The following is a 23222-nucleotide window of genomic DNA, read 5'->3' as shown; positions in this document are numbered from 1 at the left end:
TCGAGTGCTTAGTAGTAGTAGCCGCTGGGTTCTGAGGCGATGAACGCCGCGACGACCAGTACCCAGACGATGACGGCGATGATGCTGAGAGCAAACAGCACATAGCCGATGATGAGCCCGGCAATTGCGAGGCCACGGCCTTCTTCGCCGGTCTTCTTAATCTGGCTGAGGGCGACGTGGCCCAGCACGATACCAGCGATCTGGAAGACAAACGCGAATACCAGTGAAAGAATTGCGCACACGTTCGTCTTGGCGCTCTGCGGTGTACCTTCGACGCCCGTGCTGTACGCGGGCGCGGTAGCGACGGGAGCGCCGTACGCTGGCGGGGCCGCGGGAGCTGCGCCGTATGCCGGTGCGGTTGCTGCCTCGGGCGTTGCTGCCGGGGCTGGCGGCGTCAGCGGTGCGGCATAGGTCGGTGCTGCAGGCTCTGCAGAGGTGGGAGCGCCCGTGGTCTGTGCCGAGGGGAAGACGGGAGGGGCGTACGTCGGCGCAGCCGACGGGGTGAGCGGATCGCTTGCTTCAGGGGCAGAGGGGATGACCGGAGGAGTGTAACCGGGGGCATCGGTTGCCGCGGGAGTCGTTGCGGGAGCCTCCGGAGCCTGCGCCTCTTCCGCGGGATTCTCCTCGGGCGCGTTCTGCTGTGGGAACTCGTCGTTTGTCATCGAGCCTTGGTCCTTTCGGGGGTGGGGGTGCAGCCAGAATGCTGGCGCGCCGGCGACCATTTTCCCACATATCCTGAGTGTGTGGGGTGAGAAATGCGAAAAACTGTCACTCTGTTTGCGTGAGTGCTAACGTGTCACTAGACTTGAGCATTAGCACTCGCGCTATGAGAGTGCTTACTTGATCTGAACTGCGTCGGGGTTTCGACGTAGCCCCTGTTACTGTGAAGAAAAGAGGACATCGTGTCGGTCGCTATTCAGCCGCTCGAAGATCGTATTGTCATTCAGCAGACTGCAGCTGAGCAGACCACTGCATCGGGCCTTGTTATCCCTGACAGTGCGAAAGAAAAGCCCCAGGAGGGTGAAGTTGTTGCCGTGGGCCCAGGCCGCGTTGCTGACAGCGGTACCCGCATTCCCCTTGACATTAACGTCGGTGATCGCGTGATCTACTCGAAGTTCGGCGGCACCGAGGTGAAGCACCAGGGCGAAGAGTACCTCGTGCTTTCGGCTCGCGACGTTCTCGCTGTCGTAAAGTAACGCGCTCAACGCTTTCGGCGTACTGCCGCCAAAGGGCCGCACCGTAATTCGGTGCGGCCCTTTGTGTGTCTTTGGGGGAGGCGTAGGGTGAAGTCGCAAATGGTGCCAATTTCGCTCGGAATCCGGTCAATTGCGCCATGGGAGTTTTGCTGAGGGAGCAAATGCGCCATCCGCAACGCGCGGTGCTCGCATCTTTAGGGCCGGTGTGCATTACTGTTAGGTAAATGACCGTTTTGAGTTGGAAGGGTGAGGCGCTTCGCGTGCACGAGCAAACAATCGACGAAACTGACCAACTCATTGCTGCCGCTCTGCAAATTAACGGGCGAGCATCCTGGGGCGAGGTCGCGAGGGCCCTTGAGCTACCGGAGCGAACGGTTGCTCGGCGTGGCCAACAACTCTTTGACCGCGGCCTGGTGAGGGTTTCGACGTACGTTGACGTCAGTCGGGTGCTGCACGCGAGAGCCGTTGTCTTGAGGGTTACGACGACCCCGGGTGATCTCTGGGGTGTGGCCCGGGAGCTCGCGAGCAAGAGCATTGCCTCATCGGTCTCGGTGCTTGAGGGCAGTAACGATGTCGCTTGCATGATGCTGCCGCGCAGCGAAGAAGCGGTGCGCGAGCTGCTCTACAGTGAGATCCCTGAGATGAGCGGCATCACTTCAATCAACGCCGTAACGGTGCTGAAGTTCTTTCGCTCGGGCCACGATTGGGAGCCCGGAATCTTGACGAGCGAGCAACAACAAGCGCTCAAGAAGACCGCCGAGGTCGATGCTGACTTGGCAGGTGAGATCTCAGAGGAAGAAGACGCCCTCATCGACCTGTTGCTGCACGACGGCAGAATGCCGGTTGCGCAGCTCGCGAGCCAGCTGGGCGTGAGCTCGGCCACGGTGCGTCGACGTATGGAGTCGCTCACGGCAAGGGGGCTTATGCACCCGCGCACGGAGGTGGTTCCGGCGGTATTCGGCCTGCGTATGGAAGCCCTCGTGTGGTTTAAGGCGCCCATGGATAAGGTCGAGGCCTTTGGCCAGTCCCTTGCTCACGCGAGTGAAATTAAGTTTATTGTTGCCACCACGGGAGCTTCGCAGCTGCTTGCCAACGTCATTGTGGCCGACGAGACGGCACTGTACGAGTTTGTGACCGGTGAACAGGTGACATGCCACGAGGGGCTTGAGGTGCTCGACATGCTCGTCGTGCTCACCCCGCTCTTGCGTGGCTCTTTGCGTGTTGACGAGGGGCCTGAAGCGAGCACGGGCATCGTGCCGGTCGTGCGGCCTTCGGCTGGAGCGATTGGTTCGTAACCGACTTCGGTGATGACGGTGTGCCGCCTGCCGTGAAGGGCGGCTTCTGGCGTGCGCACAGCTATCGCCTCTCTGCCGGGGCGGTTCTCGTGGGGCGCAACGGGTGTGCCCTCGGCGGAGGCTCTGCGGAGGGGTGCGCCAGCTCGGTCGAGCTCGGAATACCTTGCCTTCGCTCGAGTGTTGCCGCGGCGACTCCAGCCGCTTTTATTCGGCTGAAATGGTGACATAAATGTCCTGTGTGGCCGAAATGAATCATAAAGTTTGCAAAACTGGCGAGGTGCGTGCATACTGGAGTGAGTTTTACAGCCGCCGAAGCGCGGCGTTCTTACCGCCACTCTCAATGAGGAGGAAAACCAGTGTTTACAGCGACCACCGTTTCGTGGGATCGCCTTCGATCTGATCTCACGCTTCGCAACGAGTTGTTTATCGATGGGGCATGGGTACGCGGTTCTGGCGAAGAGCTGACACTCGTGAGCCCCCGCGATGGACAAGAGCTCACTCGCATCGTCTCAGCTTCTGCTGCAGACGTTGATCGCGCCGTGGCTTCGGCTCGAAGCGCCTTCGACTCAGGCGTCTGGGCCGGCCTCGCCCCGCGTGACCGTGGTCAGCGGCTGATCGCTTTCGCGCAGCACATTGCCGATCACGCTGAAGAGCTCGCGCTCACGATCACCCTCGAAATGGGCAAGCCGCTTCGTCAGGCGTACGAGACCGAACTGCGCGCCGTCGTGAACTCGTTCCGCTGGTATGGCGAGGCGATCGATAAGGTGCTCGACGAGACACCGAGCACCGCCCCAGACTCGCTCGCACTCGTGACTCGCGAGCCGGCCGGTGTTGTCGGCGCGGTCGTGCCCTGGAACTTTCCGCTCACCATGGCGGCTTGGAAACTCGCCCCGGCACTTGCCGCGGGCAACAGTGTGGTGCTGAAGCCCGATGAGCACACGAGTGCTTCAGCACTGCGTCTTGCAGAGCTCGCCTTCGAAGCGGGCATTCCTGCCGGCGTTTTCAACGTCGTGCCGGGCTTTGGTGCCGTCGCTGGGCAGGCCCTTGGCTTGCACCCCGACGTTGACGTCATTACCTTCACCGGTTCGACCGCGGTTGGGCGTAAGTTTCTCGAGTACGCCGCTCAATCGAACGGTAAGCGGGTATGGCCTGAGCTCGGCGGCAAGACCGCGAGCCTCGTGCTTGACGACGCTGACTTCGTGAAGGCGGTCGAAGCGAGCGCACACGGCTGCTTCTACAACCAGGGTCAGATGTGCACGGCAGCGTCGCGTTTGCTCGTGCCGCGCCATCGGCTTCACGAGGCGCTTGAGATCGCGGGCCGCATCGCTGCGTTGCAACGCCCGGCCGATCCACTCGACCTGGATGCTCCGATGGGGTCACTCGTGAGCAGCCAGCACCTCGACAGGGTCGCTGGGTTCGTGGAGCGGGCTGAAGCCAGCGGGAGCGACCTCATCGCAGGCGGTTCAGAAGCGAACGCCGTGATCGAAGGCGGATCGTACTTTGCTCCCGTTGTCGTGAACGCGACACGCGAGAGTGAAATCGCGAGGCAAGAGGTCTTTGGGCCGGTGCTGAGCGTCATCGCTTTCGACAGTCTCGACGAAGCCATCGAGATCGCGAATGAGACCGAGTTCGGCCTCGCCGCGACGCTCTGGACGACCGATCTGAAGAACGCGCACCTTGTCTCGCGTAGGCTGCGAGCCGGCATTGTCTGGGTCAACTGCTTCGAAGAGGGCGACATGACCGTTCCCTTTGGCGGGGTCAAGAGCTCGGGCTTCGGCCGTGACAAGAGCCTGCACGCCATCGACAAATTCACCGACCTCAAAACGACCTGGATTGATCTCTCATGACCGCACCGCTTATTGGCATTACGACCTGGCAGCGCGATATCCCGACGCACCTGGGCGCAGGCCGCCCGACGCACACCGTTGGCGTCGAGTACGTCGATCTCGTGCAGCGTGCGGGTGGCATTCCCGTGCTGCTCGTGCCCGACACGAATGTCGACCGTATTCTCGGTCGCCTCGATGCGCTCGTCATGACGGGCGGACAAGACGTGCACCCGAGCCGTTATGGGGCGCAGGCCGATCCCGAGCAAGAGTACAGCGAGGCCCGCGACGAATTTGAGTTCGCGCTCGCGCTCGCCGCACGTGAGAGGCGCCTGCCAACCCTCGCGATTTGCCGAGGGCTTCAGGTCGCAAACGTCGCCTTCGGTGGCACTCTCATCGAAGACATCGAACCGACGGCCTGGCATGAGCGCGTTGTCTCGACTGCCGAGCAACTCGACCGGCGCCACCCGGTGACGCTCGACGCGACCTCGGCGCTCGCCGCAGCGTACGGCGTGACCGAGCGAGAGATCAACACGATCCACCATCAATCGGTTGGGATGCCTGCCCGTGGCCTGCGCGTCACCGGCATAGCCCCAGATGGGGTCGTCGAGGCGGTTGAATCGACCGACCCCGAATGGCAGTTCTGGGGCGTGCAATGGCACCCCGAGAAGATGCAGACGAAGGATGAGGTCGCCATTGAAGACCGCATGCTCGCCGCTTTTGTTCGCACACTGACCACCGGTGCGTAGCACCACAACTCAACAGAAAGAAGACCACGACTATGGCTAAGAAGATTTACATCGAGTACGAAAACGGCACCCGCGCGATCGCGACGCTGCTTGAAGACCTCGCACCCGAGACCTGCAAGGTCATGTGGGGCGCGCTCGAAGAGCCTCGCACGATGCAGACAATGCACGCAATGTACGCCGGCCCAGAGGTTATGATGGGTCTGCCCGAAGAGGCGCAGAACTTCGACCCCGCCACGGTACCCTTCGAGAACCAGCAGGTTGTTCCGGCTCCGGGCGATCTGCAGTGGTACTGGCAGCAGCCGATGCAGATGGGCGGCCTGCCGTTCGAGTGGTGGGAAATTGGCATTTTCTACGACCGCGGCGCACGTACCCTCGGCCCTCTCGGCTGGACCCCCGTGAACATCTGGGCAACGATCACCGAGGGCCTCGAAGCCTTTGCGAAGGAATCGGCTGCTATTCGTGTCGACGGCGCAAAAATGATTACTATCGGACGTCTCGAAGACTAAACACCTCCCGCTTTCATCGACGTTCAAAGGAGAAGACTCATGAAGATGAAGAAACTGATGCTGAGTGGCGTAGCTGCCCTCAGCGTGCTCACGCTTGCCGCGTGCAGCCAGACCGCCTCGGGCGGTAAGGGCGACGCAGGTTCAGAAGGAAAGCCCCACGCGGGCGAGACCCTCGTGGTCACCACCTTTGGTGGCGATTGGGAAGCGGCGTTCGTTGACGCCGTCGTGAAACCGTTCGAAGAAGAAACCGGCGCGAAGGTTGAGATGATCACCCTGTACAGCGCCGATGCACTCGCACAGGTTTCGGCCCAGGCCTCGAGCCCACAGATCGATGTGGTGCACTTCTCAGGCGGGCAGGAATTCACCGCGGCGCAGGAGGGGCTCATCGAGGCTATCGAACCGAGCGAACTCTCGAACTACGACGATCTCGTAGAGGTCGCCGTCGCGGGCCTTGAGCGCGGGGAAGGGCCGGCCATGCAGATGGCTCCCATCGGCCTCGTCTTCAATACCGAGTCTGGCGCTCCGCGCCCCACGTCGTGGCTTGACGTCTTTGACGATGCGTACGCCGAGCACCTTGCCATCACCGACTTCACGAACACCTTTGGGCTGATCGCGATGCTCCGCATGGCAGAGACACAGGGCAACTCGCTCGAGAAGCCTGACGCGACCATCTCAGAACTCGCAAAGCTCGTCTCGTCGGGCGATGCGATCGCCGTGCCGACCTCTCCTGATGTTCAGTCGGCGTTTGCACAGCGCAACGTCTGGCTTGCTCCGTACGCGATGGACTACGCGGGAACGCTGAAGGACGCCGGCCTGCCCGTCGAATTTATCGTGCCGAAGGAGGGTGCGGGAGCATCGATCCACACGACCAATGTTGTCTCGGGTCGTGACAACATCGAGCTCTCGAAGCTCTTTGTCGACTACGAGCTGCGCCCCGAGGCGCAGCAGGTCTTCGCTGAGCGCATGCGCTACTCTCCCGTCAACGTCAAAACCGAGCTCTCAGGCGATATCGCCGATGAGGTGCTCACCGGCGACGAACTCGACGACGTCATCACTTATGCACCAGGAGAGATCGCGACGAAGCGCGCAGCGTGGACCGATCTCTGGAACAGCCTCGTAACCCAGTAAAGTCACACCATGAAGAGTACCCGTAGGGAACCACTGTTCCTCTTACTGCCGGCAATTGCATTGCTCGTTGTCGGTTTTGTCGCCCCCGTCTCGGGCATGCTTCTCATGAGCGTGCAATCGCCGGCAGGCGGGTTCACTCTCGAGCAGTTCACCAAGCTGTTCGACTCGGGCTACCACCTGCAAGCAGCGTGGCGCTCGCTGCGCCTTGGCCTCATGCAAACACTCGTGACCATCGCGATCGCGTTGCCGATCTCGTACATCATGGTGAGGGCCAAGGCGTGGCTGCGCTCGTTCCTGCTCATCGTTATCATTCTGCCGCTCATGACCAGTGTCGTTGTGCGTACCTTTGGTTGGCTCGTGCTCATGGGCCCGAACGGCCTGCTCATGCAGATTCCCGGCATGCAGTGGCTCGTGAAAGGGTCGCAAGGCTTCCTCGGTACCGAGGTTGGCATTGTGGTCGCGATGGTGCAGGTGCTCTTGCCCTTTGCCGTACTGACCATTCTCGGTGTCATGTCGGGCATCTCGCCGCGTCTCGAGGAAGCATCGCGAACCATGGGAGCAGGCTTTTGGCGCACGCTCTGGTTCGTCATTCTGCCGCTTACGAAGCCCGGCATTATCGGCGCGGCTTCACTGGTGTTCGTGCTCTCGGTGAGCTCGTTCATTACGCCACGATTCATCGGCGGCACCCAGATTCCCGTGTTCGCCCAGACGATCTACGTCGACGCGACCACGAACTTTAACTGGCCCTTCGCGGCGGCGCAGGCCGTCGTGCTCTTCGCGGGCGTCATGCTCGTGCTCGTTGCCACCGCACGCATCGGGAAGGTGAAGAAGTAACCCATGGTCAAATCAATTCCCACTATTGCGAAGGTGCTCGGTGTTCTGCTCATCGTCGCCACCGCACTGTACATGCTCGTGCCGCTCATCGTGGTGGCCGGCGCCTCGGTGAACACGAGTCGCTTCTTGTCGTTCCCACCCGAGGGTTTCACCCTGCAGTGGTACGTTGAGGCGCTCACGAAAGACACCTACATTGAGCCGTTCAAGCTGAGCCTTGTGATCGCGGTCACAACGGCAATTCTTGCGGCGGTGCTCGGAACGCTCGCCGCGCTCGCGCTCACTCGGTTCACGATTCCCGGCGCTGGGTTCATCCAGGGCCTGCTCATGTCGCCGCTCACACTGCCCACCATTATTCTCGCGATCGGCGCGCTGTCGCTGGTCTCGCTCACCTTCGGCGCCCCGAGCGCCTGGGTGCTCGTGGTCGTGCACACGGTCATCACGATTCCGTACGTGATGCGCACCGTCACGGGTGTCATGGCACGGCGAGACCCCTTTATCGAAGAGGCCTCGCGCACCTTGGGGGCAAACACCTGGAACCGCTACCGTTTCGTGGTGCTGCCCGCGGCCCGACCCGGCATCATGGCGGGAGCCTTCTTTGCCTTCAACATCTCGTTCGATGACGCGGTGATCGCGCTCTTCCTGCGCACCCCGTCGACCGAGACCCTGCCGATCGCGATCTACAGCCAGCTCGAGTTCAGCACCTCTCCGACCGTCGCGGCGGTCTCAACGCTCATGGTGCTGCTCACCGTGGTGCTCACCCTCATTCTTGAAAAAATTATTGGACTCGGAAGGTTGTTTGTTTCATGAGTACCCTCACCCTCGACTCCCTCGTCAAAAACTTTAAGAGCACGCAGGTGTTGCGAGGCATCGACCTCTCGGTCGCCTCGGGCGAATTCATCTCGCTGCTCGGCCCCTCGGGCTGCGGCAAGACCACCCTGCTGCGGTGCATTGCGGGTCTTGAGACCGTGACGAGCGGCAGCATTCTCATCGGCGACGAGAACGTCACCAATCTGCCTCCCGAGAAGCGCAAGCTCGGCATGATGTTCCAGTCGTACGCCCTGTTTCCGCACATGTCGGTGCTCGAGAACGTTCGCTTCGGTCTGCGCATGGAGCAAGAGCACTCGAAAAAAGAACAGTTCGATATCGCCCAGAATGCGCTCGAACGCGTGCAGATGGGGCACCTCGCAAAGCGCATGCCGACCGAGCTTTCGGGAGGCCAGCAGCAGCGTGTTGCGCTCGCTCGAGCCATCGCGACCGAGCCCCGGCTCTTGCTGCTCGACGAGCCCCTCTCAAACCTCGATGCGCGTCTTCGCGAAGACATGCAGATCGAGCTGAAAGAGCTGCATCAATCGCTTGGCGTGACGACCATTTTCGTGACGCACGATCAAGAAGAAGCCCTGAGCCTCTCAGACCGTATTGTCCTGATGAACGCAGGCGTGATCGAACAGGTCGCAGCCCCTGCAGAGATTTACTCGGCTCCAGCGACGGCTTTTGCGGCCGACTTCATCGGCGCGGCGAACCTCCTAGAGGGCACGAAAGATGGTGCCACCGTGCGTTTGGCCGGCACCGAGATTATGCTCACGGTGCCGGGATCTGGTGACGGATCAGGCAACATCATGTTGCGACAAGAAGACATTCGACTCGCCGCTACTGCATCGCCCGAGACCCCTCACGCGGCAACCCTTTTGACGAGTGTGTACCGTGGTGCCGACGCCGTGCACGTTGTTGAGATGGGCGGTCACCGCCTCAAAGTGGTCACGCCGAGGGCCCAGTTTGCCCTCAACCCTGGCCCAGTGTGTATCGGCTGGGCAGCCGATACCCCGGTGTGGATCGCGGGTTAGCGAGCGGCGTGCGCATAGCTGCGCAACAACGCTGTTGCCTCCTGTTTCCCGATCAGGCTCTTCGAGAGCATTGATCCGCTCATGATGACCGAGCGGTGCTGATCGGGAACAGGCAGGCAACGCCACACGTATTCGAGGAGGGCCTCGTCGCGCGCGTTGGTGCGTGCGGTGTGGCCGAAACCGTCAACCTGGACCTCGACGACACCCGAAGCGAAGACGAGGGTGAGCATGCGTGCCGTTCCCGGAAACGTTCGCGTCGTCTCGATGAGCGACTGGAGATTCCCAGCCGAGTGGGTGACGCCACCAGCGGTGAGCGTGCCGTGGGCATAATCAATCACGAGCGCTGCTCGCAGCCTCACAATCGTCAGCGGCACGAAGATCGCATTGACCACGGTAAAGAGCACGAAGCTCATCATGATGCCTGGCACGATCGAGTAGCCGAGGGGGCGCATGAGAAAGCAGATCGTCAAGACAAGCGCTGCCGCGTTGACGCCGCCGAGCACCCACCACCATTGGCGGTCGTTGTGTAGGAAGACCTTTCGAACCGTCGCGGGAGCTTGAGCATGTGACTGCATATTCATGAGCTTGAGATTAGCACGTGTCAAAGTCGTATCTCGGCTGGCTGGACGGTACAGTACATACCGTGCGAGAGAGTCGAGCGGGGTTTGCTTACGGGGTAGGGGCATACGGGCTATGGGGCCTTTTGCCGGTGTACTTCGGGTTCATCATGCAGGTCGGGCCGTTTGAGATCGTGCCGTGGCGAGTGCTGTTCACGCTCGTGTTTTGCGGCATTGCGATTTCGCTCGTGCGGCGCTGGGGTGACGTGGCGAGGGTGCTGCGCAACCGCCGACTGACGCTCACACTGCTGCTCTCAGCGTTGCTGCTGTACGGCAATTGGCAAATCTTTGTCGTCGGTGTCATGAGCGGACGTGTGCTCGAAACCTCGCTCGGCTACTTCATGAACCCCTTCGTGACGGTGCTTATTGGCGTGTTCGTTCGCAAAGAAAAGCTCTCAAGACTGCAGTGGATCGCGGTGTGCGTCGCCGGCGTCGGAGTGCTCGCGGTCACCCTCGGCTATGGTCGCTTCCCGACGATCGCCATCGGTCTTGCGCTTACCTTCGGGCTGTATGGGGCGCTGCACAAGGAGCTCGGTTCTGAGGTCTCGGGGCTCACGGGCCTTACCGTCGAGACGGTGCTCACTGCTCCCTTCGCGGTCGTGCAAGCGGTCGTGCTGCAACTCACGGTGGGTCTTGGAGCCTTCTCGGTGAGCCCAACGGTGAGCGTGCTCGTGATGCTCGGCGGCGTCATGACGGCGGTGCCACTCATACTCTTTGGTGAGGCAGCCGCGAGGCTCAAACTCTCAACGCTCGGGTTCTTGCAGTTCATCACGCCCGTCATGAGCTTTCTCTACGGCTACTTCATCGCGGGCGAGCAGATGAGCCAGGCGCGCTGGTTTGGATTCATTGCGGTATGGCTTGCGCTCACGCTTCTCGTGACCGAACTCGTTCGACAAGTGCGCAAAGCTCCGCCTGAGCAGCCCCCGGGATTACACACGGGGCCTATCCCGTTAGACTAGAGACAACGCATGAGCGGCGCTCGTGTTTTGCCCTATTCGCCACTGCTCGAGAAGAGGTTCTATGGAACAGCGTGATCCATTCGCTTTTACCGGTCTCACCTATGATGATGTGCTCCTGATGCCGGGGCACACCGATGTGATCCCGAGCGAGGCTAACACTGCGACACAACTGACAAAGCGCATTCGTATTGGCATTCCGCTCATCTCTGCTGCGATGGACACGGTGACCGAGACCCGAATGGCGGTCGCAATGGCCCGTAACGGCGGCCTCGGCATTTTGCACCGCAACCTCTCGATTGAAGACCAGGCATACATGGCCGATCGCGTGAAGCGCACCGAAGCCGGCATGATCACCGACCCCGTCACGACCACGGTTGACGCGACCGTCGCCGAGGTTGACGCGATTTGTGGCGAGTACCGCGTGAGCGGCCTTCCCGTCGTCGACGAAGCCGGGGTGCTCGTTGGCATCATCACCAACCGTGACATGCGGTTTATCGAGCAGGCCGACCGCGAAAAGACACGCGTTGGCGATGCCATGACGCGCATGCCGCTCATCACCGCGCCGACGGGTACGAGCCGCGAGCAGGCTTTCGAGATCTTCCGCGAGCACCGCATCGAGAAGCTCCCGCTCATCGACGGTCAGGGCAAATTGACGGGCCTCATCACGGTCAAAGACTTTGATAAAGAAGAGCAGTACCCGAACGCCACGAAAGACGACTCGGGTCGGCTGCGCGTCGGTGCCGCTATCGGCTTCTTTGGCGACGCATGGCAGCGCGCGGGCGCGCTCCTCGACGCGGGCGCTGACCTGCTCATCGTCGACACCGCCAACGGTGATAGCCGCGGTGTGCTCGAGATCATTGAAAAGATCAAGAAGGACCCGGCGTTCCGTGACCTCGACGTTATCGGCGGCAACGTTGCGACCCGCAGGGGTGCGCAGGCGCTTGTCGACGCGGGTGTTGACGCGGTCAAGGTGGGCGTTGGCCCAGGCTCGATCTGCACGACCCGCGTGATCGCTGGCGTCGGTGTTCCTCAGGTGACTGCCGTGTACGAGGCTGCGTGCGCCGCGACTCCAGCTGGCGTTCCCGTGATTGCCGATGGCGGCCTCCAGTACTCGGGCGACGTCGCGAAGGCGCTCGTCGCCGGTGCCTCGTCGGTCATGATCGGTTCGCTCTTCGCCGGAACCGACGAGAGCCCTGGTGAGCTCGTGTTCGTTGGTGGCAAGCAGTACAAGAACTACCGCGGCATGGGGTCACTCGGTGCCCTCCAGACCCGTGGCGAGCGTACCTCGTACTCGAAGGACCGCTACTTCCAGGCTGACGTGCCGAGCGATGAGAAGCTCATCGCCGAAGGTATCGAGGGCCAGGTACCGTACCGCGGCCAGGTTGGCGCGGTTGCGCACCAGCTCATCGGCGGCCTGCGCCAGTCGATGTTCTACGTTGGCGCCCGCACGATTCCCGAGCTGAAAGAGCGTGGCGAGTTCGTGCGCATCACCTCGGCAGGCCTCAAAGAATCGCACCCGCACGACATTCAGGGCATCGTTGATGCCCCCAACTATTCAAACTAGCCAGAAAGGCTTTTCGTGAGCACTGAGATCGAGATCGGGCGAGGCAAACGTGCACGCCGTGTCTACACCTTTGACGAGATCGGTATTGTTCCTACCCGACGCACGCGTGACACCGAGCTCGTGTCGACGTCGTGGTCAATCGACGCCTTTCAGTTCGACATTCCGGTGCTTGGCGCCCCCATGGACTCGGTGATGTCGCCGGCAACGGCAATTCAGCTGGGTAAGCTCGGCGGCCTCGGCGTGCTCAACCTCGAGGGCCTCTGGACCAGGTACGAAAATCCTGAACCCGTGCTCGAAGAGCTCGCTCAGATCACCGATCCGACCGAGGCGCTTCGCAAGATGCGTGAGGTCTACGCGCAGCCGATCCGCGGCGAACTCATTCAGGAGCGCCTCGCGGAAATTCGCGAGGCAGGCGTTGTCGTCGCTGGCGCGCTGTCGCCACATCGCACCCAGGAGCACTACGAGACGGTCGTGAAGGCGGGCGTCGATCTCTTCGTCATTCGCGGCAACACGGTCTCGGCCGAGCACGTCTCGCACGAAGACCGGGAGCCGCTCAACCTCAAGGAGTTCATCTACGAGCTCGACGTGCCCGTCATCGTGGGCGGCGCAGCAACGTACAAGACCGCGCTGCACCTCATGCGCACCGGTGCTGCTGGTGTGCTTGTGGGCTTTGGCGGCGGTGCATCGTCGACCACCAGAGCGACGCTCGGCATTCGTGCTCCCATGGCTTCGGCGATCGCCGATGTCGCGGGCGCACGCGCCGACTACCTCGACGAGTCGGGCGGGCGCTACGTGCACGTCATCGCCGATGGGGGCCTCGGCACCTCGGGTGACCTCATCAAGGCGATGGCCTGCGGAGCCGACGCGGTCATGCTTGGAGCGGCACTCGCACGCGCGAGCGATGCACCGGGACGCGGCTGGCACTGGGGCCAAGAGGCCTACCACGACGAGCTGCCACGGGGCGCTCGCATGAATGCGGGGGCCGTCGCCCCCTTCGAACAGATCATCAATGGGCCCGCTGACTCGGCCGACGGCACCTCGAACCTCATCGGGGCGTTGCGACGGGCGATGGCAACCACGGGCTACTCAGACCTGAAGGAATTCCAGCGGGTCGACATTGTTCACGTAGAACGGTAACCGCCATGAACCGGTCACGAGCACTCACTTCACTTCACACCGAAGAGCTAGACGTGCTCGTGATCGGTGGCGGCATCACCGGGGCGGGGGCCGCTCTCGACGCAGCAACCCGCGGGCTCAAAACCGGGCTCATCGAGGCACGCGACTGGGCGTCTGGCACCTCGTCGCGATCATCGAAACTCGTTCACGGCGGCATTCGCTACCTCGAACAACTGAACTTCTCGCTCGTGCACGAGGCGCTGAGCGAACGCGGGCTCCTCTTGCAACGCCTGGCACCGCACCTCGTGACCCCCATCAAGCTGCTGTACCCGCTCGAAACGCCCGTCATTGAACGCTGCTACGTCGGGGCGGGCATGCTGCTCTACGACCTCTTCGCGAGGGCCTCGCGCACGAAAGCCGGCATGCGCTTTCACCGCCACTTCTCGCGGCGGCAGCTGAAACGCGTGGCACCCGGGCTCAAGCACGATGCGTTCGTTGGTGGGCTCGGCTACTGGGACGGCCAGGTTGACGATGCGAGGCTCGTAGTCTCTGCTGTGCGCACCGCTGTCGATCACGGAGCCGCCGCCGCGAGCCGCGTTCGGGCCGAGGGCTTCGTGCACGAGGGCGGCCGCGTTGTTGGCGTGGTAGCAAGAGACCTTGAAAGTGACGAGGCCTTCACGATTCGCGCCCGAGAGATCGTCATCGCGGCGGGCGTGTGGACCGACGACGTGCTCGGCCTCGCAGAGACCGAGATCCGCCCCCGCGTGCGCGCCTCGAAAGGCGTGCACATTGTCGTGCCACGCGACTGCTTCGACTCGCACGCAGGCCTACTCTTGCGCACTGCGACGAGCGTGCTCTTTGTGCTGCCCTGGGGCAAGCACTGGATCATTGGCACGACCGATACCGACTGGAACCTCGATAAGGCTCACCCCGCCGCGACGCAGGCCGACATCGACTACCTGCTTGACCAGGTCAACCGCGTCGTCGAGCACCCCATCACCCGTGACGACGTGCTCGGGGTGTACGCGGGCCTCAGGCCGCTGCTGAGCGGTCAAGACGAGAACACCTCGACGCTCTCTCGTGAGCACACGGTTGCGACGGTCGAACCGGGACTCACGATGATCGCGGGCGGAAAGCTTACGACCTATCGGGTCATGGCCTCCGACGTCATTGATCACGTGGCCCCGCACACGACTTCGGTCACCGACACGGTGGTGCTGCGCGGCGGCGAATCGTTTGCCGCCCACTGGAACCGGCGCTCCATTTTTGCCGAGCAGCACGGGCTCACGCTTCGCCAGTCAGAACGCCTGCTGCGTCGATACGGCTCAGACGTGCGGGCGATTGGTGAGCTCCTCGCGGCCAAGCCTGAGCTCTCGGCAACGCTCCCTGGCGCCGATGACACGCTTCTCGCCGAGATCGTCTACGCCTGCGAAGCAGAGGGCGCGCTGCACCTTGATGACGTTCTCACGAGGCGCACGCGCGTCTCGATTGAGGCCGAAGATCGTGGACTCGCTGCCGCCCCCGTCGCTGCTGACCTTATGGCGGCCGCACTCGACTGGAGCGAGCAGCAGCGCGACACCGAGGTGCAGCGCTACCTCGAGCGCGTCGCCGCCGAGATCGAGAGCCAGCTGCAGCTCACCGACGAGGCTGCTGACCGGGTGCGCAATAATCGCCCGTAGTGCCTGACTTCGAGGGCTCGCGATGCCAGCGAGTAGCACGCCTCACATGCGTTTGCGCACGGCAATTCTCAGCCACACCTGGGTAGGCTCAAGGGGTAGGTTCTGCGAGTAACAGGAGTCACATGAGCAAGCGCCCCCACTACGAAGGCGACCCCACACTGCTTCGAGTGATGATGCGGCCGAGGTGGATCCTCGCGCTCATTCTCTCGCTCGCCGTCGGCGCGGGATTCGCTGGTCTCGCGCAGTGGCAGATGGGCACGGCGGTCAAGCTCACCGAGACGACACTCGACTCTGAAACGAGCTACGAGATCCACGAGCTCACAAAGACTGGTCAGCCGGTGAACGAAGACATGGGCGGCCGCATGGTGACCGACGAGATGCGTCTCGTTCCCGGAGATTCGTACATCGTTGGCTCGCGCATGAACCAGAACGAAAAGGGCTACTGGGTCGTGAGCCACTTCGAGAACGAGGCGGCCGACGAGCACCTCACCGTCGCGGTCGGGTGGGCCGAGAGCGAAGCTGAGGCTCAGGCCGCCCTTGAAGCCCTCGACACCGACCCCGCGTTCACCACCGTGCACGAGATCGAGGGGCGTTACATGCCTTCAGAGGGCGCGGTACTTCCTGGCCCCGGCGAACCCCTCGACGTTTACGAGGCTCTCGCGACGGGCCAGTCGATCAACCTCTGGGAACCCTGGCAGGGAACCGCTTTTGCCGGCTACCTTGTTTCAGAAGATGCCCCAGAAGGGCTCGACAAGATCGACTCTTTCCCGCCGCTGCCCGAAGAGAAAATCAACTGGCTCAACCTCTTCTACGCGATTGAGTGGATCGTCTTCGCTGCCTTCGCCATCTTCTTCTGGTACCGCCTCACGAGAGACGCCTGGGAGAAGGAACACGAGTTAATGCAACTCCAGGCTGAATCATCAGGTGAGGCACGCGTAGAATAGAGCCATGGCTGTGCTTGAACCCAAGATTGAAGATTTCCCTCGCATTCGCAAAGCTCTGAAGGCCTACATGGTCACCTCGGTTGTGACCGGCATCATGCTCTTGCTCCTGTGCGCGGTCATGGTGATGAAGTACGCTTTTGGCGTCGAGCTCTTTGTGAACACACCCCAGGGTGCGTTCCACTTTTACCCCACGATTCCGCTGGGGCAGGAAGAAGAGTTCGTGCGCGAAGGCTTCAACCTCTTCAAAGCGATTCTTATCGCTCACGGCTGGTTCTACGTGGTCTACCTCATCTCAAACTTCATGCTGTGGAGCCCGATGAGGTGGCCATTCTGGCGTTTCCTGCTTCTCGCGCTTGGCGGGGTCATTCCCTTCCTCTCCTTCTTCCTTGAAGGGCGCACCGCGAAGCAGGTAAACGCTTACCTCGAAAAACGAGAAGCCGCAGTTGCGGCATAACCACGAAGGAGATCGCGTCATGAGTGAGACGCCGACCCAGGGCCCTGTGCTCGTTGTAGATTTTGGTGCGCAAGATGCGCAGCTCGTTGCACGCCGCGTGCGTGAAACCGGAGCGTTTTCTGAACTCGTTCCTCACTCGATCACCGCGAACGAAGTGCGCAAGCGAGGGGCAAGCGCCCTCATCTTCACCACCGGACCAAACCTCGTGAGCGACCCCAACGCTCCGAGCTTTGATGCAGACCTTCTCGACCTCGGTATTCCTGTTCTTGGCATTGGCTACGGGATGCATGCGATTGTCGCGAAACTTGGCGGCAAGGTCGAGAACGTTGGCGCGGCCGAGCACGGTGTGTTCACCGTCACCGCGCAGGCCTCGCCCCTCTTTGTCGGGGCAGAAGGCGACGCCAAGGTACAGCTTGGCCACGAAGAAACCGTTACCGGGCTGCCCGAGGGATTCACGGCGATCGCTTCGAGCGACGCAGCACCCATCGCTGCATTCGGCAACGACGAGCGCCGTGTTTACGGTGTCCAGTGGCTTCCCGAGCTGCGCACCTCAGAGCGCGGCACCGAACTGTTCACGAACTTCGTGCGCGGCATCGCCGGCCTCGAAGGCACCTGGACCGCAGCATCGATCGTCGAAGACCAGATCGCGAAGATTCGCGAGCAGGTCGGAACCGGCCGTGTCATCTGTGCACTTTCTGGTGGCGTTGACTCTGCCGTCTCGGCTGCACTCGTGCAGAAGGCCGTGGGCGACCAGCTCACCTGTGTCTTCGTGAACCACGGGCTGCTTCGCGAGGGCGAGCAGGAGCAGGTTGAAGTTGACTTCGTGAAGTCAACCGGCGTGCGCCTCATCACCGTCGACGCGCAGGCACAGTTCCTCGGCGAACTCGCCGGCGTCAATGACCCCGAGCAGAAGCGCAAGATTATTGGCCGTGAGTTCATTCGCGTCTTCGAGCAGACTCAGCGTGAGCTGATCGCTGAAGCGAAAGAAGCGAACGACCCGATCCGCTTCCTGGTACAGGGAACGATCTACCCAGACCTCGTCGAGTCGGGCGTGGGCGACGGCACGAAGAACATCAAGAGCCACCACAACGTTGGCGGCCTGCCAGAAGACCTCACCTTCGAACTCGTTGAGCCGCTCGCGGCCCTGTTCAAAGACGAGGTTCGTGCGGTCGGTCGCGAGCTCGGCCTTCCTGAGAAGATCGTCGCGCGCCAGCCCTTCCCAGGCCCGGGCCTCGGCATTCGCGTCGTCGGCGAGGTCACCGAGGAGCGCCTCAAGGTGCTTCGCGCTGCAGACCTCATCGTGCGCGAGGAGCTCACCCGAGCCGGCCTCGACGACCAGATCTGGCAGTGCCCCGTGGTATTGCTCGCAGACGTACGCTCGGTTGGCGTCACGAACGACGAGCGCACCTACGGTCACCCGATCGTGCTGCGCCCGGTCATGACTGAAGACGCCATGACGGCCGACTGGGTACGCATTCCTTACGAGGTGCTCGCGCACATCTCGCACCAGATCACGAGCCAGGTGGCCGAGGTGAACCGCGTCGTGCTCGACGTGACCCCGAAGCCCCCGGGAACCATCGAGTGGGAGTAACCCCTCCCGCATAAGCTCTGGGCCCTCGTCGCGCGTGTTGCGGCGGGGGCCCTTTGTTGTGCCGGGCGGGGTGGGGTGGGTCTCGGTCTACGGGCCTCTCCTTCGGTCGGTGCCTTGGCGTTGTTTCGGCAGGCATCGCTTCGGTTAGCGTCGACTTGGCGGGCTTCGCTTCGGTAGGGGCCGCGGCGTTGCTTCCGCAGGCGTGTTTGCGTTTTGGGTGTCTACTTGACGAAAAGCAGGGTGTTCAGGCGAAAACACCCTGCTTTTCGTCAAGTAGATCTGAAACAGTCGTGCAAGCCACTCCGGCAACCCGCGCTAGCACCAACAACGGCCCCGAGCTTCGACCCGGGTCGCGCTGAGGGGCGCGGCGACAGCGCCAACAAAAAGGTGCCCTCCCGCCGAAGCGGGAAGGCACCTGAGGCAACGACCTTGGCGGCTAGTCGCGGAAGATCGCGAGGAGACGCAGGATCTCCATGTACAGCCAGATGAGGGTCACGGTGAGGCCGTACGCGGCCATCCAGCCGTAGCGGCGGGGCACGCGTGACTCAACACCGTTCTTGACGAACTCGAAGTCCATGACGAGCGAGTACGACGCGAGCAGGATGGCAAGAATGCCGATCACTACGCCGAGGGGAATACCGAAGATCTCAACGCCGGTGCGCAGGCCCCAGGCATCGGTGGTGACGCCGGTCAGCATCAGCACAAAGTTGACCATCGAAAAGACGAAGTAGCCGAGCATTGCGCCGAGCACGATCTTCGTCATCTTCGGGCTCGTGCGAACCTTGCCCGAGCGGAAGAGCAGCAGCATGACACCGAACACCGAGAGGGTGCCGATGAGCGCCTGCGAGACAATGCCGGGGTAGGAGGCATTGAGGATTCCCGAGATCGCGCCGAGCGCGACGCCCTGAAGAATCGCGTAGCCAAAGATGAGGAAGAGGTTCGGCTCGCGCTTGAACGCCTGGATGAGGCCAAAGACGAGACCGCCGATGACGCCCACGAGGAGCAGGCCGGGCATGATCCACCCCACCGCTGCCGCGGCGATGGTCGTGCCAAGAAGCGCTGCCGTCTTGTGAATCGTGTCTTCGTAGGTCATGGGATCATCAGAAGCGCCCTCGACGGGCATGTTCTTCTGAATCTCAGCCTTTTGCGCTGGCGGAGCGGCGGCAGAAGCGTCGTACAGCTGACGAAGCTCTTCTGCCGACATGGTCTTACCACTGAAGGCGGGGTTATTGCGGAGTGCCGGATTGCTCATGAAGCGGCGTCCCTTTCGATAATGAGAGAAGTGGGCGTCGTTGCGTTATGTGGCCAGTCTAATTGTCATTATCGATAGTTGCCTGAATCATTCAGATGTTTCAGGTGACGCACACTACGCTCAATGAGTATGAGTTCGTTATCGTCTTCGACCCCCATCGTGATTGGCCACCGCGGTGCTCCCGGCTACCGCCCCGAGCACACCGCATCGTCGTACCGGCTCGCCTTCGAGCTCGGTGCTGACGCGGTCGAACCAGATGTCGTGGCAACCCGCGATGGGGTGCTCGTGGTGAGGCATGAGAACGAGATTTCAGGCACGACTGACGTCGCCGATCACCCGAAGTTTCGCGACCGCAAAACGACCCGCGTCATCGACGGGGTCTCGCACACCGGCTGGTTTACCGAAGACTTCACCTGGGCCGAGTTGCAAACGTTGCGTGCGACTGAGCGGCTTCGCAAGGTGCGCAGCGACAATCTCGCCTACGAGGGGCAGGAGCCGATGCTGCGGCTTGCCGAGGTGCTCGCGATCGTCGACGAAGCGGCGGATCAGCGGGAGACCGCGCCGGGCGTTGTGATCGAGGTGAAGCACGCGACCTATTTCGCGTCGATTGGTATTTCGATCGCCGAACTCTTGCACCGCGAACTTCGCCTCGCCGGCTGGCAGGACAGGTCGAGTCAGCTCACGATCGAGTGCTTTGAGCTCGAAATACTCGAGCAGCTGCAGCGTGATGGGCTCGAAGCGACGTACATCTTCTTGCTTGAGACGCGTGGCGCACCAGCCGATGAGGTGAGTGAGCTCGGCGAAGAACACGCCAAAACGTTTGAGTGGTACCGCAGCGATGAGGGGCTCGACAGCTTGCGCGGGCGCGTGCACGGCATCAGCGTCGCTAAGCGCGACCTCTTCATTTACGGGGTGCTCGGCATCGCCAAGGGCATTAACGACCTCGTGCAGCGCGCCCACGCGAGAGACCTGCTCGTGTACACCTGGACGCTGCGGCCAGAGAATAGCTTTCTGATGCAGCGCTTTCGTATCGGGGCGCACCCTGCGGCATGGGGCGACTGGATGGGCGAGATGCAAGAAGTGCTCTTGACTGGGGTCGACGGCATCTTTGTTGACCACCCCGATCTCGGAGTGTCAGCGGTGCGCAATAGACTTGAGACGCCATGACGAGCTATGAACTGATTTCTCCCGACCAGACCCCGAGCGAACCTCAGGGGGCACTCGAGCGACTCCTCGTGGGGCTGAACCCCGAGCAAGCGAAGGCCGTTGCCTACCGCGGCCCGGCACTGCTCATCGTCGCCGGGGCAGGTTCGGGTAAGACGCGCGTGCTCACGCACCGCATTGCAGGCCTCATTCAGGCGAAAGAGGCCTGGCCGAGCCAGATTCTCGCGATCACCTTTACGAATAAGGCCGCGAGCGAGATGCGCGAGCGCGTTGAAGGGTTGCTGGGCGCCTCGGCAGAGGGCATGTGGATCTCAACGTTCCACTCCGCCTGCGTTCGCATCTTGCGTCGCGAGGCCGACCGCTTTGGTTACGTCTCGGGCTTCACGATTTATGACTCGAGTGACTCGCGGGCGCTCCTCAAAGGCATCATTAAAGACCTTGACGCCGACGCCTATGGCTTTACCCCCGCAAACACGAGCGGCAAAATCTCGCGCCTCAAGAACGAGCTCACCGACGCCGACTCGTACGCCTCGACCGCGAGTATGAGCGACCCGCGAGAGCGCATCTTCAGCGAAATCTTTCGTCAGTACGAACAAGAGCTGCGCAAAGCGAGAGCGTTCGACTTTGACGACCTCATTGGGCAGACGGTGCATCTCTTCCGCGCGTTTCCCGATGTGGCCGCGGTATACCGCGAACGGTTCCGTCACCTGCTCGTTGACGAGTACCAGGACACGAACCACGCGCAGTACTCGCTCATTAAAGAGCTCACCCGGCCGGTGCCTGCCGAGCTGAGCCGCAACGGGCAGCCCGTCGCGGGTGCGACGATCACCGTCGTTGGCGACTCAGACCAGTCGATCTATGCGTTCCGCGGCGCCGACATTCGCAACATCGAGGGCTTCGAACGGGACTTCGGCGGCGCCGAGGTCATTAAGCTCGAGCAGAACTACCGCTCGACCCAGACGATTCTGAGCGCGGCGAACGCCGTGATTGGCAACAACTTTGACAGGCAAGACAAGAAGCTCTGGACCGACATGGGCGAGGGTGAGAAAATCACCGGCTTCACCGGGTACTCGCAGCACGACGAGGCCCGCTTTATCGCCGAAGAGATCGCCGAACAATACGTGAAGGGCACGGCCTACAGTGACATGGCCGTGTTCTACCGCACGAACGCCCAAACCCGTGCGCTTGAAGAGTTGCTCATTCGCGAGGCCGTTCCGTACCGGGTGCTCGGCGGCACGAAGTTCTACGAGCGGGCCGAGATTAAAGATGCGATGGCCTACCTCGTGTCGATCGCGAACCCGTATGATCCGCTCGCGTGGTCGAGGCTGCTCGGGGCACCAAAACGGGGCATCGGCCCCATGGCCGAAGCTCAGCTCGCGGTGTTTGCCGACGAACAAGAGATTTCGTATCACGACGCGATGAACCGCGCGGCCGAGCTGTCGTTCGGGCCCAAGGTGCTCGGCACCATCACTCAGCTTGGCGCAACGCTCACGCAGGCAGCCGAGCTGGCCTCTGCCGAAACGCCCGCGCGAGTGTTCGACATCTTGAAGCTGGTGCTCGAAGAGTCGCAGATGATCGAGAAGTTGCGCGCCAAGCGTGACGCGCAAGACGAGGCCCGCGCCGAGAACCTCGAAGAGCTCTTGCAGGTCGCCAAAGAGTTTGACACGCGAAACCCCGGGGCAGGGCTCATCGAGTTCCTGACCGAGGTGAGTCTCGTTGCCGCAGCCGACGAGCTTGATGACGAGAGCGGCACCGTTTCGCTCATGACCCTGCACACGGCGAAGGGGCTCGAATACGACGTGGTCTTCTTGACCGGCCTCGAAGAGGGGCTCATGCCTCACCAGATGTCGATTGACGAAGTCGGTGGCATTTCTGAAGAGCGAAGGCTCATGTACGTGGGCATCACGAGAGCGCGCAAGAAGCTGTTCATCTCGCTCGCTTCGTCACGCGCGCAGTTTGGTGACGTCAAGGTCGCGATGCCGTCGAGGTTCTTGCAAGAGATCCCGCCCGAGCTTATTGAGTGGCGGCAGTCGCCTGGCGAGGTTACTTCGCAGGGCGGCACCGAGTCACGCGCGCTGAACTCGAGGCAGGCCCCGGGCCAGGGGTGGTCGCGGCGCTCCACGAACGCCACGCAGTCGAGCGTTGGCTTCGGCGGCGGCGGGGGCGCGAGCGATGCGCCGCAGCGCGAGGGCGAGAATATGAAGTCAGCCCTCGAGCTCTGGCGCGAGCGCAAGAAGCAGGCGAAAGAGGCCGGGGGGTCTGGGTTCCCGAACCAGATCGGGGCCATGATCAGAGACAACGGCGAGCTCGAGCTTGAATCGGGCGACCGCATTCAGCACGACGATTACGGCGAGGGGCGCGTTGACCGGGTCACGGGAACCGGCTCGAAGAAAATCGCCCACGTGATTTTTGACTCGGTAGGTGAACGAAAACTGCTCATTAAGCTGGCGCCAATCACGAAACTCTGATCTGCGGCACAAGGCAGCGGTGGTAGGCTGGTGCATTGGTTG

At 62.0% G+C, this 23222-nt stretch carries 21 protein-coding genes; 18 read left to right on the top strand and 3 right to left on the bottom strand.

Annotation, left to right across the window (positions count from 1 at the left end):
• Window positions 1–8: 8 nt before the first annotated feature.
• Entirely contained in the window at window positions 9–662 is a 654-nt protein-coding gene (locus tag JSO19_RS02175; RefSeq protein WP_270909491.1) for a DUF4190 domain-containing protein, read from the bottom strand.
• A gap of 240 nt (window positions 663–902) precedes the next feature.
• Here JSO19_RS02175 and groES point away from each other — a divergent pair, with 240 nt between their 5' ends.
• The 9 genes from groES (at window position 903) to JSO19_RS02130 (ending at window position 9372) form a co-directional block, all read left to right on the top strand.
• Window positions 903–1196 carry a co-chaperone GroES gene (groES, locus tag JSO19_RS02170; RefSeq protein WP_270909489.1) on the top strand — a complete coding sequence of 98 codons (294 nt, stop codon included), beginning with the start codon at window positions 903–905 and terminating at the stop codon, window positions 1194–1196.
• A 224-nt stretch (window positions 1197–1420) separates the two neighbouring features.
• On the top strand, window positions 1421–2491 hold the full coding sequence (locus JSO19_RS02165) for an Lrp/AsnC family transcriptional regulator (RefSeq protein WP_270909487.1): 1071 nt from the start codon (window positions 1421–1423) through the stop codon (window positions 2489–2491).
• A 356-nt stretch (window positions 2492–2847) separates the two neighbouring features.
• Window positions 2848–4338 carry an aldehyde dehydrogenase gene (locus JSO19_RS02160; RefSeq protein ID WP_270909486.1) on the top strand — a complete coding sequence of 497 codons (1491 nt, stop codon included), beginning with the start codon at window positions 2848–2850 and terminating at the stop codon, window positions 4336–4338.
• Window positions 4335–5063, top strand: coding sequence for a gamma-glutamyl-gamma-aminobutyrate hydrolase family protein (locus tag JSO19_RS02155; protein WP_270909484.1), 729 nt, complete (start codon window positions 4335–4337; stop codon window positions 5061–5063). The genes JSO19_RS02160 and JSO19_RS02155 overlap by 4 nt, the downstream gene beginning before the upstream one ends.
• Before the next feature lie 32 nt (window positions 5064–5095).
• Window positions 5096–5569, top strand: a complete 474-nt coding sequence (locus JSO19_RS02150) for a DUF3830 family protein (RefSeq protein WP_217131700.1) — start codon at window positions 5096–5098, stop codon at window positions 5567–5569.
• A 39-nt stretch (window positions 5570–5608) separates the two neighbouring features.
• Window positions 5609–6697: an extracellular solute-binding protein gene (locus JSO19_RS02145; protein ID WP_254259223.1), complete on the top strand. Its 1089-nt coding sequence runs from the start codon at window positions 5609–5611 to the stop codon at window positions 6695–6697.
• 9 nt (window positions 6698–6706) lie between these two features.
• Entirely contained in the window at window positions 6707–7531 is an 825-nt protein-coding gene (locus JSO19_RS02140; protein WP_217131701.1) for an ABC transporter permease, read from the top strand.
• A gap of 3 nt (window positions 7532–7534) precedes the next feature.
• Window positions 7535–8338, top strand: coding sequence for an ABC transporter permease (locus JSO19_RS02135; protein ID WP_217131703.1), 804 nt, complete (start codon window positions 7535–7537; stop codon window positions 8336–8338).
• The gene (locus JSO19_RS02130; protein ID WP_270909479.1) at window positions 8335–9372 is read left to right on the top strand and encodes an ABC transporter ATP-binding protein; all 1038 of its coding nucleotides are present in this window, start codon (window positions 8335–8337) and stop codon (window positions 9370–9372) included. The genes JSO19_RS02135 and JSO19_RS02130 overlap by 4 nt, the downstream gene beginning before the upstream one ends.
• Here JSO19_RS02130 and JSO19_RS02125 read toward each other — a convergent pair.
• On the bottom strand, window positions 9369–9953 hold the full coding sequence (locus JSO19_RS02125; RefSeq protein WP_270909477.1) for a hypothetical protein: 585 nt from the start codon (window positions 9951–9953) through the stop codon (window positions 9369–9371). The two genes, JSO19_RS02130 and JSO19_RS02125, sit on opposite strands and share 4 nt — an antisense overlap.
• A 62-nt stretch (window positions 9954–10015) precedes the next feature.
• Between JSO19_RS02125 and rarD the strand changes: the two genes are divergently transcribed.
• The 7 genes from rarD (at window position 10016) to guaA (ending at window position 18296) form a co-directional block, all read left to right on the top strand.
• A complete protein-coding gene (gene rarD, locus JSO19_RS02120) occupies window positions 10016–10948 on the top strand; it encodes an EamA family transporter RarD (RefSeq protein WP_270909476.1) in 933 nt (310 codons plus the stop codon).
• A 61-nt stretch (window positions 10949–11009) separates the two neighbouring features.
• Entirely contained in the window at window positions 11010–12512 is a 1503-nt protein-coding gene (gene guaB, locus JSO19_RS02115; protein ID WP_270909474.1) for an IMP dehydrogenase, read from the top strand.
• Between the two features lie 15 nt (window positions 12513–12527).
• Entirely contained in the window at window positions 12528–13649 is a 1122-nt protein-coding gene (locus JSO19_RS02110) for a GuaB3 family IMP dehydrogenase-related protein (RefSeq protein WP_270909472.1), read from the top strand.
• A 5-nt stretch (window positions 13650–13654) separates the two neighbouring features.
• Entirely contained in the window at window positions 13655–15307 is a 1653-nt protein-coding gene (locus JSO19_RS02105; RefSeq protein ID WP_270909470.1) for a glycerol-3-phosphate dehydrogenase/oxidase, read from the top strand.
• 122 nt (window positions 15308–15429) lie between these two features.
• The gene (locus JSO19_RS02100) at window positions 15430–16251 is read left to right on the top strand and encodes an SURF1 family cytochrome oxidase biogenesis protein (protein ID WP_270909468.1); all 822 of its coding nucleotides are present in this window, start codon (window positions 15430–15432) and stop codon (window positions 16249–16251) included.
• A gap of 4 nt (window positions 16252–16255) precedes the next feature.
• Window positions 16256–16705 carry a DUF3817 domain-containing protein gene (locus tag JSO19_RS02095; protein ID WP_217131717.1) on the top strand — a complete coding sequence of 150 codons (450 nt, stop codon included), beginning with the start codon at window positions 16256–16258 and terminating at the stop codon, window positions 16703–16705.
• 19 nt (window positions 16706–16724) lie between these two features.
• Window positions 16725–18296 carry a glutamine-hydrolyzing GMP synthase gene (gene guaA, locus JSO19_RS02090; protein ID WP_270909466.1) on the top strand — a complete coding sequence of 524 codons (1572 nt, stop codon included), beginning with the start codon at window positions 16725–16727 and terminating at the stop codon, window positions 18294–18296.
• A 436-nt stretch (window positions 18297–18732) separates the two neighbouring features.
• Here guaA and JSO19_RS02085 read toward each other — a convergent pair whose 3' ends face one another.
• Window positions 18733–19548 (bottom strand): Bax inhibitor-1/YccA family protein, encoded by an 816-nt coding sequence (locus tag JSO19_RS02085; protein ID WP_270909465.1) that lies wholly within the window; start codon window positions 19546–19548, stop codon window positions 18733–18735.
• A gap of 123 nt (window positions 19549–19671) precedes the next feature.
• Between JSO19_RS02085 and JSO19_RS02080 the strand changes: the two genes are divergently transcribed.
• Window positions 19672–20715 carry a glycerophosphodiester phosphodiesterase family protein gene (locus JSO19_RS02080; protein ID WP_270909463.1) on the top strand — a complete coding sequence of 348 codons (1044 nt, stop codon included), beginning with the start codon at window positions 19672–19674 and terminating at the stop codon, window positions 20713–20715.
• Entirely contained in the window at window positions 20712–23180 is a 2469-nt protein-coding gene (locus JSO19_RS02075; RefSeq protein ID WP_270909462.1) for an ATP-dependent helicase, read from the top strand. Before JSO19_RS02080 ends, JSO19_RS02075 begins: the two co-directional genes overlap by 4 nt.
• Window positions 23181–23222 lie beyond the last annotated feature (42 nt).

Origin of the sequence: Leucobacter sp. UCMA 4100 (assembly GCF_027853335.1) — a bacterium.
Lineage (GTDB): Bacteria > Actinomycetota > Actinomycetes > Actinomycetales > Microbacteriaceae > Leucobacter_A.
This window is presented reverse-complemented; position numbering and strand designations above follow the sequence as displayed.

Bases quoted from the DNA above. Each gene is read 5' to 3' on its own strand.
- JSO19_RS02130 (WP_270909479.1), top strand. From the start codon at position 8,335: ATGAGTACCCTCACCCTCGACTCCCTCGTCAAAAACTTTAAGAGCACG.
- JSO19_RS02075 (WP_270909462.1), top strand. From the start codon at position 20,712: ATGACGAGCTATGAACTGATTTCTCCCGACCAGACCCCGAGCGAACCT.
- guaA (WP_270909466.1), top strand. From the start codon at position 16,725: ATGAGTGAGACGCCGACCCAGGGCCCTGTGCTCGTTGTAGATTTTGGT.
- JSO19_RS02095 (WP_217131717.1), top strand. From the start codon at position 16,256: ATGGCTGTGCTTGAACCCAAGATTGAAGATTTCCCTCGCATTCGCAAA.
- JSO19_RS02145 (WP_254259223.1), top strand. From the start codon at position 5,609: ATGAAGATGAAGAAACTGATGCTGAGTGGCGTAGCTGCCCTCAGCGTG.
- JSO19_RS02150 (WP_217131700.1), top strand. From the start codon at position 5,096: ATGGCTAAGAAGATTTACATCGAGTACGAAAACGGCACCCGCGCGATC.
- JSO19_RS02155 (WP_270909484.1), top strand. From the start codon at position 4,335: ATGACCGCACCGCTTATTGGCATTACGACCTGGCAGCGCGATATCCCG.
- guaB (WP_270909474.1), top strand. From the start codon at position 11,010: ATGGAACAGCGTGATCCATTCGCTTTTACCGGTCTCACCTATGATGAT.
- JSO19_RS02100 (WP_270909468.1), top strand. From the start codon at position 15,430: ATGAGCAAGCGCCCCCACTACGAAGGCGACCCCACACTGCTTCGAGTG.
- JSO19_RS02140 (WP_217131701.1), top strand. From the start codon at position 6,707: ATGAAGAGTACCCGTAGGGAACCACTGTTCCTCTTACTGCCGGCAATT.
- JSO19_RS02135 (WP_217131703.1), top strand. From the start codon at position 7,535: ATGGTCAAATCAATTCCCACTATTGCGAAGGTGCTCGGTGTTCTGCTC.
- JSO19_RS02105 (WP_270909470.1), top strand. From the start codon at position 13,655: ATGAACCGGTCACGAGCACTCACTTCACTTCACACCGAAGAGCTAGAC.
- JSO19_RS02175 (WP_270909491.1), bottom strand. From the start codon at position 662: ATGACAAACGACGAGTTCCCACAGCAGAACGCGCCCGAGGAGAATCCC.
- JSO19_RS02165 (WP_270909487.1), top strand. From the start codon at position 1,421: ATGACCGTTTTGAGTTGGAAGGGTGAGGCGCTTCGCGTGCACGAGCAA.
- JSO19_RS02080 (WP_270909463.1), top strand. From the start codon at position 19,672: ATGAGTATGAGTTCGTTATCGTCTTCGACCCCCATCGTGATTGGCCAC.
- JSO19_RS02085 (WP_270909465.1), bottom strand. From the start codon at position 19,548: ATGAGCAATCCGGCACTCCGCAATAACCCCGCCTTCAGTGGTAAGACC.
- JSO19_RS02125 (WP_270909477.1), bottom strand. From the start codon at position 9,953: ATGAATATGCAGTCACATGCTCAAGCTCCCGCGACGGTTCGAAAGGTC.